General features: G+C 69.9%; 9 protein-coding genes. 6 read left to right on the top strand and 3 right to left on the bottom strand.

The window, feature by feature from the left end:
- Positions 1 to 396: 396 nt before the first annotated feature.
- Together QZ753_RS10410 and ubiG are read right to left on the bottom strand one after the other, a co-directional pair.
- Complete coding sequence (locus QZ753_RS10410; protein WP_294643457.1) at positions 397 to 873, bottom strand: hypothetical protein; 477 nt, start codon at positions 871 to 873, stop codon at positions 397 to 399.
- 114 nt (positions 874 to 987) lie between these two features.
- A complete protein-coding gene (gene ubiG, locus QZ753_RS10405) occupies positions 988 to 1,731 on the bottom strand; it encodes a bifunctional 2-polyprenyl-6-hydroxyphenol methylase/3-demethylubiquinol 3-O-methyltransferase UbiG (protein ID WP_294643456.1) in 744 nt (247 codons plus the stop codon).
- A 241-nt stretch (positions 1,732 to 1,972) separates the two neighbouring features.
- On the opposite strand from ubiG, the gene QZ753_RS10400 reads away from it, so the two are divergent.
- The 6 genes from QZ753_RS10400 to QZ753_RS10375 all read left to right on the top strand — a co-directional run bounded on the left by QZ753_RS10400 (position 1,973) and on the right by QZ753_RS10375 (position 9,852).
- Positions 1,973 to 3,226: an aspartate kinase gene (locus QZ753_RS10400; protein ID WP_055892160.1), complete on the top strand. Its 1,254-nt coding sequence runs from the start codon at positions 1,973 to 1,975 to the stop codon at positions 3,224 to 3,226.
- A gap of 91 nt (positions 3,227 to 3,317) precedes the next feature.
- Positions 3,318 to 5,585, top strand: coding sequence for a phosphoenolpyruvate--protein phosphotransferase (gene ptsP, locus QZ753_RS10395; protein ID WP_294643453.1), 2,268 nt, complete (start codon positions 3,318 to 3,320; stop codon positions 5,583 to 5,585).
- Between the two features lie 52 nt (positions 5,586 to 5,637).
- Positions 5,638 to 6,711, top strand: a complete 1,074-nt coding sequence (gene prfA, locus QZ753_RS10390; RefSeq protein ID WP_294643451.1) for a peptide chain release factor 1 — start codon at positions 5,638 to 5,640, stop codon at positions 6,709 to 6,711.
- A 7-nt stretch (positions 6,712 to 6,718) separates the two neighbouring features.
- Positions 6,719 to 7,609: a peptide chain release factor N(5)-glutamine methyltransferase gene (gene prmC / locus QZ753_RS10385; RefSeq protein WP_294643450.1), complete on the top strand. Its 891-nt coding sequence runs from the start codon at positions 6,719 to 6,721 to the stop codon at positions 7,607 to 7,609.
- A 330-nt stretch (positions 7,610 to 7,939) separates the two neighbouring features.
- A complete protein-coding gene (locus QZ753_RS10380; protein ID WP_294643448.1) occupies positions 7,940 to 9,280 on the top strand; it encodes a DUF4167 domain-containing protein in 1,341 nt (446 codons plus the stop codon).
- A 344-nt stretch (positions 9,281 to 9,624) separates the two neighbouring features.
- Positions 9,625 to 9,852, top strand: a complete 228-nt coding sequence (locus tag QZ753_RS10375; protein ID WP_294643446.1) for a hypothetical protein — start codon at positions 9,625 to 9,627, stop codon at positions 9,850 to 9,852.
- A 1,414-nt stretch (positions 9,853 to 11,266) separates the two neighbouring features.
- On the opposite strand, the gene QZ753_RS10370 is transcribed toward QZ753_RS10375, so the two are convergent.
- The coding region (locus QZ753_RS10370; protein WP_294643444.1) for a hypothetical protein at positions 11,267 to 11,565 on the bottom strand (299 nt) is incomplete at its 5' end.

Here is an 11,565-nt window from a genome sequence, read left to right as displayed (position 1 = left end):
AGTGGAAGTTCTGCGCCTTGAGCGTCTCGATCGCGGTCTCGGCCAGCGCCTGCGTCAGGCCGTTGACGATCTCTTCCTTGGCGCTCGGCTCGATCTTGGCGGCAACCAGACCCATGATGCTTCTCCTGAGGTTTGCGGTTTCAACGCGTGGGCTTGCCCGCGGGTTGCGAGGGCGAATTGGAATGATTCCAAACTAGACGCGATGGCGACCCGTTTCAAGCCTTCTTTGAATCATTCTAAACTAGCGGGTGGACGAGGCGGGTGCGCCGTTCCGCGTGGGACACGTCGGAGCGGATGCGCGATCGGTCGCTGCCGCAGGAGGGAACAGGAAAGGGCGGGATGAAGCGCATCCCGAAGAGGCCGACCGTACTCGCGGGGCCGGCCGGGGCGCACCGGTCAGGCGGCGTCCAGCGCGCGGACCATGGCCGCCGAGAGGAAGCGCATCCAGCGTCGGGCCGATGGGGCGACGCGCCAGGCGACGAGGGCGCCCGCCGCCGCGTCCTGCCCGTCGCGGCAGGCGGCGACGAGGCGCAGGAGCCAGGATTCGTCGTCGCTCACCGACACGGCGCCCGGGCGATAGATCACCATCTCCGACGATGCCCGTTCGGACAGGCCGCGGAAGAACACGGTGGCGAGGCGGTCGAGCGAGGCCGTAGGCTGGCCGGCGAGGATGTAGCAGGCGCGTTCCAGATCGGCGCGCGGGGCGAGCTGCGAGCGCAGCGCGAGCCAGCGCAGGCGCTCCAGATCGAGCCGCTGATCGTCCGTCAGGGTGCGGGCGACATGGATGCGCTCGGCGGTCGGGCAGCGCGGAAAGGCGACGACCCGGCGGTCCTCGTCGGAGGGAAAGGCAAGCCGCGCGAGGGATGCTGACATCGAGAATTCCCGGCCTTCGCCGCGCCCGAAGGCCCGGCGACATCAAACCTGACTTTCAACGGAAGCATTCCCTATCAGATCGCCTTCGCCGCCGGAAGAGGGGCGGAGCCCGGCTCAGGGACGGCGGTAGAGGACCATGTAGTTGACGTCCATGTCGCGCGACCGGCGCCAGGCGTCGGCCAGCGGATGGTAGACGACGCCGGTCTGGTCGATCCGCGTGAAGCCTTCCGCGCCGAGCGGCGCGTCGATCTCGCCGGGGCGCACCAGCTTGGCGTATTCGTGCGTGCCCTTCGGCAGCCAGCCGAGAACGTATTCCGCGCCGACGATGGCGAAGGTCAGCGCCTTCATCGTGCGGTTGATCGTGGCTACGAAGATCAGCCCGCCGGGCTTCACCATGCGCGCGGCCGAGGTCAGGAAGTAGTTCACGTCCGAGACGTGCTCGACGACCTCGAGCGCGAGCACCACGTCGAAGCGCTCGCCGGCCTCCTGCAGCGCCTCCGCGGTCTCGGCGCGGTAGTCCACCGCAACGCCGCTTTCCGCCGCGTGGAGGCGCGCCACCTCGATGTTGGTGGCCGATGCGTCGGCGCCCACGACCTCGGCGCCGAGGCGCGCGAGCGGCTCGGAGATCAGGCCGCCGCCGCAGCCGATGTCGAGCATGCGCAGGCCCTCGAAGGGCTTCAGCGACTGGAGGTCGCGACCGAAGTTGAGGCCGACCTGCTCGCGGATGTAGGCGAGGCGCACCGGGTTGAACTTGTGCAGCGGCTTGAACTTGCCGCGCGGGTTCCACCATTCGGCGGCGAGCTTCGAGAAGCGCTCGACCTCGCCGGCGTCGATCGTGGTCTGCCGTGCCTCGCTCATGGTGCTCATCCGTTGCCCGAAAAAACGTGTTGGCCGGGCATGTTCCGCCCGGCCGCGGGAAGTCAAGCGCGACAGGGTGGCCCGCCTCGCCTTGCGCTCCACCACCGGTTCGGCTAACCGAGGCCGCTCGCCGTGCCGATCGGGGACCGGCATCGAAGCGGGCGCTCGTGTTCCCTCCTGAATGGACGGGCACGCCCGCAGAGCGAACGGCGGGCGGCCCGCTCGACATCGGTCTGAAGTCATGGCGCGTCTCGTTCTCAAATTCGGCGGCACCTCCGTCGCCGACATCGACCGGATCCGGAACGTCGCGCGCCACGTCAAACGCGAGGTGGACGCGGGCCACCAGGTGGCCGTGGTCGTCTCGGCCATGTCGGGCAAGACCAACGAGCTCGTCGGCTGGTGCACGCAGGCCTCCGCCATGCACGACGCGCGCGAGTACGACGCGGTGGTCGCCTCCGGAGAGCAGGTGACGGCGGGTCTCCTCGCGATCACGCTGCAGCAGATGGGCATCAACGCGCGCTCCTGGCAGGGCTGGCAGATCCCGATCCGCACCGACGGCGCCCACGCCTCGGCGCGCATCCAGGAGATCGACGGCTCCGAGATCGTGCGCCGCTTCGGCGAGGGGCAGGTCGCCGTGATCGCCGGCTTCCAGGGGCTGGCGCCCGACAACCGCATCGCGACCCTCGGGCGCGGCGGCTCGGACACGTCGGCCGTCGCGGTGGCCGCGGCGCTGAAGGCCGACCGCTGCGACATCTACACCGACGTCGACGGCGTCTACACCACCGACCCGCGCATCGAGCCCAAAGCCCGGCGCATGGCCCGCGTCTCCTTCGAGGAGATGCTCGAGATGGCCTCGCTCGGCGCCAAGGTGCTGCAGGTGCGCTCGGTCGAGCTTGCCATGGTCCACAAGGTGCGCACCTTCGTGCGGTCCTCCTTCGAGGACCCCGACGCGCCGGGCATGGGCGACTTCCTGAACCCTCCGGGGACCCTTATTTGCGACGAGGATGAAATCGTGGAACAGCAGGTCGTCACCGGCATCGCCTACGCCAAGGACGAGGCGCAGATCTCGCTGCGCCGCGTCGAGGACCAGCCGGGCGTGGCCGCCGCCATCTTCGGGCCGCTGGCGGATGCCGGCGTCAACGTCGACATGATCGTGCAGAACGTCTCGGAGGACGGCACGCGCACCGACATGACCTTCACCGTGCCGGCCGGCGACCTCGCCAAGGCGACGCAGGTGATCGAGGGCGCGAAGGCCGAGATGCGCTTCGACGTCGTCCAGTCCGAGCGCGGACTCACCAAGGTCTCGGTGATCGGCATCGGCATGCGCTCGCACACCGGCGTCGCCGCCACGGCCTTCAAGGCGCTGGCGGGACGGGGCATCAACATCCGCGCGATCACGACCTCGGAGATCAAGATCTCGATCCTGATCGACGGCGAGTATACCGAACTGGCGGTGCGCACCTTGCATTCCGTCTACGGTCTCGACAAAGCTTGAGCACACGGCGCCGCCAGGGCGCCCGAATCTCCTCCGGCCCGATCGAACCGTCGGGCCGGGACCGACCGCAGACCGACGGAAGACGTGCCTGATGCGAAGCGACTCCTCGGGACCGCGCATCCTTCTGCGCCGGATCAGGGAACTCATGGCCGAACCGCTCGAGGCGCAGGCGCGCCTCGACGAGATCGTGCGCCAGATCGCCGCCAACATGGTGGCCGAGGTCTGCTCCCTCTACGTTCTGCGCGCCGACGGCATCCTCGAGCTCTATGCGACGCAAGGCCTGAATCCCGGCTCGGTGCACCTTGCCCAGCTGAGGCTCGGCGAGGGGCTGGTCGGCACGATCGCCGCCACCGCCCGCGCGCTCAATCTCCAGGACGCGCAGAAGCACCCCGCCTTCACCTACCTGCCGGAGACCGGCGAAGAGATCTTCTACTCGTTCATGGGCGTGCCGATCCTGCGCGCGGGCCGCACGCTCGGCGTCCTCGTCGTCCAGAACAAGGAAAAGCGCATCTATCGCGACGAGGAGACCGAGGCGCTCGAGACGGTCGCCATGGTGGTCGCCGAGATGATCGCTGCCGGCAGCCTCGAGGGCCTGTCGCGCCCCGGCGTCGTCCTCGACCTGTCGCGTCCCGTCCACTTCGAGGGGCTGGCGCTCGCCGACGGGATCGGGCTCGGCCACGTGATCCTCCACGAGCCGCGCGTCGTCGTCACCAACCTCTTCAACGAGGATGCCGAGGCCGAGGTCGCGCGCCTCGAGAAGGCCGTGTCCTCGCTGCGCATCTCGATCGAGGACATGCTCCAGCGCCGCGACATGGCGGTGGAGGGCGAGCACCGCGCCGTGCTCGAAGCCTACCGCATGTTCGCGCACGACCGCGGCTGGGTGCGCCGGCTGGAGGAGGCCGTGCGCAACGGCCTGACCGCCGAAGCCTCGGTCGAGAAGGTGCAGAACGACATGCGCGCGCGCATGATGCACGCCTCCGACCCGTTCCTGCGCGAGCGGCTGCACGACTTCGACGATCTCGCCAACCGCCTCCTGCGCCAGCTGATGGGGCGCGCCGGCGACATGTTCGGCGACGGCGTCGCGGGCGACGTCGTGATCGTCGCGCGCTCCATGGGCGCGGCCGAGCTTCTGGACTACCGGCGCGAGCAGATCCGCGGCCTCGTGCTCGAAGAGGGTGGGGCGACCAGCCACGTCGTGATCGTGGCGCGCGCGCTTGGCATCCCGGTCGTCGGGCAGGCCAAGGGCGCCGTCTCGATGGCCGAGAAGGGCGATGCGATCATCGTCGACGGCGAGGAGGGGGCGGTGCACCTGCGCCCGCCCGCCGACGTCGAGAAGGTCTTCGTCGAGCGCGTCCAGTTCCGCGCCAAGCGCCAGCAGCGCTATCAGGCGCTGCGCGACGTGCCGGCCCGCACGCGCGACGGACAGGACGTGGCCCTCCTCATGAACGCCGGCCTCCTCGTCGACCTGCCGCAGGTCGAGGCGGCGGGCGCGGCGGGCATCGGCCTGTTCCGCACCGAGCTGCAGTTCATGATCGCCTCGACCATGCCCAAGACCAGCGACCAGGAGCGCCTCTATTCGGCGGTGCTGGATGCGGCCGACGGCAAGCCGGTCACCTTCCGCACGCTCGATGTCGGCGGCGACAAGGTGCTGCCCTACCTCCACCAGTCGCCGGAGGAGAACCCGGCGCTTGGATACCGTGCGCTGCGTCTCGCGCTCGACCGGCCCGGCCTGATGCGCACCCAGCTGCGCGCGCTCCTCAAGGCGTCGGCGGGGCGCGAGCTGCGCGTCATGTTCCCGATGGTCACCGACCTCGAGGAACTGCGCCAGGCGCGCGATCTCATCAGCCGCGAGTTCAAGCACCTTACGCGTTTCGCCCATGCGATGCCGCGGCGGCTGAAGCTCGGAGCGATGATCGAGGTGCCCTCGCTCCTCTTCCAGCTCGACGAGCTGATGCAGCTCGTCGACTTCGTCTCGATCGGCTCCAACGACCTGTTCCAGTTCTTCTGCGCGGTCGATCGCGGCAACGCGCAGATCTCGGGACGCTTCGACGATCTCTCCTCGCCCTTCATGCGGGCGCTGCGCGAGATCCTCGACGCCGGGCAGCGCCACTCCGTATCCGTCACGCTCTGCGGCGAGATGGCGGGACGCCCGCTCTCGGCGATGGCGTTGATCGGACTGGGCTTCCGGTCCATATCCATGACCTCGTCGGCGATCGGGCCGGTGAAGGCGATGCTGCTCGAGCTCGACGCCGAGGACCTGCACCGCACGATCACCGCCCATCTCGCCGAACGTCACCCGCGCCAGACCTTCCGGCAGATGCTGGAAGCCTACGCGCAGGCGCACGCCATTCCCCATTGAGAGGGTCGCTGCCGGGCCGCACGGTCCGGCGCGCCCGGACCGGACGACACGCATGGCCATTCTTCCCGCCGACACGATGACCGAGATCCTCCGGCGCTCGGATCAGCTGTCCTCGGAGATGGCGTCCGGACCCGACCACGAGACCTATGCCAGGCTCGCCGCCGAATATGCGGGGCTGGAGGACGTCGTCGCCGGCATCCGCGCCTATCGCGCGGCCGAAGCCGAGCTCGCGGGCCTTCGCGAGATGCTGGCGGACCCGTCGTCCGACCGCGAGATGCGCGATCTCGCCAGCGCCGAGATCGGCGACGTCGAGAAGCGGCTCGAAGCCCTGTCGAAGGAGCTTCTCGTCCTCCTCCTGCCGAAGGACGCGGCCGACGCCAAGGGCGCGATCCTGGAGATTCGCGCCGGCACCGGCGGCTCGGAGGCCGGCCTCTTCGCGGGCGATCTCTTCCGCATGTACCAGCGCTACGCCGAAGGGCGCGGCTGGCGCGTCGAGATCATGGAGGCGTCGGAGGGCGAGGCCGGCGGCTACCGCGAGGTGATCGCCTCGGTGACCGGGCAGGGCGTCTTCTCGCGCCTGAAGTTCGAATCCGGCGTCCACCGCGTGCAGCGCGTGCCCGCCACCGAGTCGGCCGGGCGCATCCACACCTCGGCCGCCACCGTCGCGGTGCTGCCGGAGGCCGAGGAGGTCGACATCGCGATCCGCAACGAGGACATCCGCATCGACACGATGCGCTCGTCGGGAGCCGGCGGCCAGCACGTCAACACGACCGATTCCGCCGTGCGCATCACCCACCTGCCGACCAGCATCGTCGTCACCTCGTCGGAGAAATCGCAGCACCAGAACCGCGCCCGCGCCATGCAGGTGCTGCGCGCCCGCCTCTTCGACATGGAGCGCTCGCGCATCGACGCCGAGCGCTCGGCCGACCGCCGCGCGCAGGTCGGCTCAGGCGACCGGTCCGAGCGCATCCGCACCTACAACTTCCCGCAGGGGCGCGTCACCGACCACCGCATCAACCTGACGCTCTACAAGCTCGACCGCGTGATCGAAGGCGACATGGACGAACTGGTCGAGGCGCTGGTCGCCGACGACCAGGCCGCGCGCCTCGCCGCCATGGGCGACTGAGCCGCCGGTGACCGTGCCGCCGACCGTCAGCAGCCTCCTCGGCGACCTGCGCGCGCGGCTGCGTGCCGCGAACATCGCAAGTGCGGACCTCGACGCCCGCCTGCTCGTCGCCGCCGCGCTCGAGCTCGATGCGGCCGGCCTGATCCTGCGCGCCGGCGATCCGGTCGACACCGAGGCTGCGGCGCGGATCGAGGCGATGGCCGAGCGTCGCCTCGCCTTCGAGCCGGTGCATCGCATCCTCGGGCATCGGGCCTTCGGCGAGCACGAGTTCGCCCTGTCGCCCGACACGCTGGAGCCCCGGCCCGATACCGAAGCGCTGGTGGATCTCGCCTGCGAGGTGCTGGCGCGCCGGGGCGGCGGGCCGCTTCTCTTTGCCGATGTCGGCACCGGCACCGGGGCGATCGCCGTGTGCCTCCTGTCGCGCCTTCCGCAGGCGCGCGGCATCGCGATCGACCTGTCGGAAGGGGCGCTGGCGACGGCCGTTCGCAATGCCGGGGCCGCAGGCGTCGCCGACCGCTTCTGGCCGCTGCGGGCGGACTATCTTTCGGCGCTCCGGCCGCCGCTCGATGCGGTGGTGTCCAACCCGCCCTATATCCCGACCGCCGATCTCGACGGCCTCGACCCCGGCGTCCGGCGATTCGACCCGGCGCTTGCGCTCGACGGCGGCGCCGACGGTCTCGACGCCTATCGCCGGATCGTCGAGGAGGCCGCGCGTCTGCTGCCGGCCGGCGGCGAACTGCTGCTCGAAATCGGCCGGGGACAGGAACACGACGTGGCGCGGCTGGCCGAGGCGGCCGGGTTCCATGCGATGGAATGGCGAAGCGATCTCCCCGGCATCGTGCGCGCCCTGTGGTTCCGGCGCGACAGCGATGGGGAAAACGAGGCGCGGATCGCATGATTTGCAAGGTCTTCGGCCCTTTGCCCCTTGTGAGCGGAGGGGCGAGCCACTAGTGTTTCGAAGCAAAGGCGGATGACGCGAGGGGTTTGTCCCCCGACCTCGGCTTCGGAACGCGCTCCAGGCAGGACGCTCGAACGCCGCCGCCCCGTTCGGCAAGACGGCCAGGGATGGCGCCGCACCGGACAGAAAGCTTCCATGAAGGGCATTGCCAGCCGGATCCTCGGAGCCGGGCGGCCGGGTGCCAGACAGTTCCCCCGCGAGGCGATGCGAAGCTCGCTCGCGACGCAAAGGAAGACCCGGCCCGGGACGCCGGACGATCCAGAAAACAGGATGAGCATGAGGCCAGGACAGCAGCAGCAGAACAAGCAGCGCATGCGCGGACGCGGGCAGCGCAAGGGCCCCAATCCGCTGTCGCGGAGCTTCGAGTCCAACGGTCCCGACGTCAAGATCCGCGGTACGGCCCAGCACATCGCCGACAAGTACACGACGCTGGCGCGCGACGCGGCCGCGGCCGGCGACCGGGTCATGGCTGAGAACTACCTCCAGCACGCCGAGCACTACGGCCGCATCGTGGCCGCCGCGCAGGGGCAGTTCCAGCCGAGCCAGCCCGAGCGCGACTATGCCGACTTCGACGAGGAGGACGGCGACGAGGCGCAGGGCGCCGACATGGGTCTCGGCCAGCCCTACGCCGGCGGCCAGGACCGCCAGCCGATCGCTTACCAGGGCGACCGCCAGCCGGGCCAGGGCGATCGCCAGCACGGCGGCGAGCGCCAGGGCGGAGACCGCCCGCAGGGCGAGCGCCAGAACTTCCGCGACAACCAGAACGGCCGCGGCGACCGCCGCGACAACCGCGACAATCGCGGGGACCGGCCGTTCCAGAACCGCGAAGGCCAGAACCGCGACCATCAGAACCGGGACGGCCAGAATCGCGACGGCTTCGCCCGCGAGGGCAACTATCGCGATGGGCAAAACCGGGACGGCCAGAACCGGGATGGCCAGAACCGCGAGGATCGTCGCGACCGCGACCAGCGTCACCCCGGAACGGGCCCGCAGCCCTTCCCGCAGGCGTTCGAGTCCGAGAGCGAGGGCGCGGCGCCCCGCCAGGACGGCCAGCGCTTCGAGGGCAGCCGGCGCGAGAGCCGCCGCGAGCGCGCCCGCATGAACGACCGCAGCGGCGAGCGCCGCTTCGAGGAGCGTTTCGGCCGCCAGCGTCATGGCGACGACGAGCCGCGCACCGAAGTGCCGGCTGCCGAGAACCCTGCCGAGACGGCTGCGCCGATGCCGGTTCCCCCGGCGGCCCCCGCTCCCCAGCCCGTCACCGCGGCCGAGCCTGTTGCGCCGCAGGCGCCGGTGGCAGCACCCGAGACCGCATCGATCGACGGAGCGGCCGGCGAGGCGCGCGGTCGCGGCCGCCGCCGCCGCGAGGCTCCGACCGACGAGGCACCGGCGGCCGCGTCCGAGCCGGTCGCCGCGCCCGCGGCTCCGGCACCGGCCGAGGAGGCCGCGCCGGCCCGTCGCCGCGCGGCACGGCCCGCCGCCGCCGTCGAGGCGACACCGACCGGCGAGGACGAGGCGGCGCCGAAGCGCCGTGTCACCAAGCCCCGCCGCAAGAAGGACGAGGGCGAAGGCGGCGACGAGCGCTCGCCGGCTCTGGTCGGTTCCGACAACTAGCGCGCGGCGCGCTCGCCGATCATCCAACAAGAAGGGCCCGGCACGCCTGTGCCGGGCCCTTTGTCGTTCCGGCGGCGCAAACCCTTGGGTGACCCGTCGCGGACATGGGAGTCGGCCGCGGTCAACAAAGGTTGCCGATTTGCATCGCTGCCGCCTGGCTGGACCTCCCGTAGCGGAAGGCTCTCGGAAACGGTTGCAATCAGGCTGTCATGCAACCTATTGTTGCTTTCGAGGCGAAGCGCGAGTTGTGGGCGATGATCTCGGGACGGCAGGGAGAGAGAATGAACTGGCAGGGCGAACATCCCTCGGGCTGCGCGTCGTCGACAGGGTTTGGAGGGGCGACCATGACGATCGGTTACAAGCTGGGGTCGAACGGGTCCGACACCGTTTCCGGCGACGAGGCGGGCGGCTTCGATCGAGCCGGCGAGGCGCAGTCGTCGCGGCAGGTCGACGAGCGGACTGCCGTCTACCTCCTGTCCCTCGCCCGCGAACTTCTCCGCCGCGACCACAGCGCGATCGCCGGCATGATCGATTATGCGATCGCCGAAATCGAAGGCGGGCCCGAGCAGTAGGGACGCCACGCCCGTGCCATCCGGGGTGCGCAAGGGATGGGATCAGAACGCCGGCCTATGCGCCGGCGTCGTTCGTTCCGTGGAACCGACGCCTCTCCGAGATATCTTCGAGGTGCGAAGGAGGCAGGCTTGTGTCAGCGACCTTTTTACCGACCGCTCTGGACGGGCGAGATCAGGATTCCTTGGCCCTCGCATTACCCAACTCCTGAAGGACAGCAGGTCGACGGCTTCGTCGCCACGGTTCTGACTGACGTCCGCCCCTGCCGAACTGGCGGCGGGGAAACGACGTGCGCGGCTGCAGGCTGCGTCGACCGGCGATCGCGGGCGTTCCCGATCTCGGTCCGGCTAGAACCTCAGGGCCCGGCCGGAACGCGCACGGGATCGGCTCGGCGGGTCCGTCTCGCCGTTCCCTTCACTGACGGTCCCGCCGGCGAAGGCCGGGGTTTGCACCTTCTGAAATGACCGAGCTTCCCCGTCGATCCTCACGGAACTTTCCGGATGCACTCCGGGAAGAGACGTCCGGGATGATGGCGCCCTTGAGGGTGAGGCTTCATCGCACTGACACCGGCCGCGCGCGCCTGAGCCCCTTGGCAGGGGGCACCAGCGCCGACTTCTGACGTCCCACCCGACGCAAGGGGTTGGCTTCGTCGTTGAACGCCATCAACCCGTCGATGTCGCGCGAACAGATTCGTTCCGGACCTAGAACCCAGGCTGGATGACGGACCTCGATCGACGGCCGTTCGCACCTCTCGATGCACACTTCAGGAGGCATTGACCGTCTGGGCGATATCCGCTTGAGGCACGCTTCCGCTTCCGCTTCCGCTTCCGCTTCCGCTTCCGCGCCCGCAGCCGGCCGGGCGGATCATTATCGAGGTCAGTCGGCCTGACAGCAGCGCATGGTCTGAATTTTCGCCGCACTCATGGCCCGTGCCGGCATCAAGAGCGATCGTCTCGCCTGTCGCCTTCTCACCCGCGTCAACGCCGGAGTTCGGCCGTCGGGACGCATCGGTGAGTTCGTCGTTCGGCGCTGTCGGACACGAGCACGTTGGCGAGAGCGCTTTCCAACCGGATTGGCTGGTCGGCACGGAGGTGATGCCGCCTCGTTGCAAGGCGCGGGAAGGAAGCGATGCAGTAGCATTGTGACCGACTTGCAATGCGGCAAGGAGCGGATGCACCCCGGCGCATAGCCGGCGTCCGGAGGATGATGACGAGCGGTCGATCCGCTCGGACCGCGCGCACGTCAGCGGGGCGAAGGGGCCCGGAGAAAACGCGCGATCCAAACGAGTGCGCCCGCTCCCTTTGGGCGGGAGCGGGCGCGCAGGGCGACCAGACTTGGAGGTATCGTGGGGATCCTAGGAGGGCACCCTGTCGGGATCGGCAGGCCGCACGGGGCGGCCTGCCGTGGAGCGTGGCGTCAGACGATGTCCGAGGCCGCGAGGTTGGTCACGCCGGCCAGCTGCACCACCAGATCGGCGGTGCCGTTCTGGTCGCTGTCGACGAAGAGCCAGCCGTCGGCGCCAACCGTCTGGAAGCTGTAGAGCGACGGACCCGAGGCGTTCGCGAAGGCCGCGTTGGCGTTCACGAGGGCGGCGTCGTAGGTCGAGGCCGTTCCGGTCGCGAACGTCGTGGCGGAGCCCGCCGCGAGGCCGAAGTCGAGGATGTCGTCACCGACGGCGAAGCCCTCGATGCGATCCGCCGAGCCGAACGCCGTGC

Origin of the sequence: uncultured Aureimonas sp. (assembly GCF_913775355.1) — a bacterium.
GTDB lineage: Bacteria > Pseudomonadota > Alphaproteobacteria > Rhizobiales > Rhizobiaceae > Aureimonas.
Note: the sequence above shows the minus strand (reverse complement) of the source record. Positions and strands in the feature narration are given on the sequence as shown.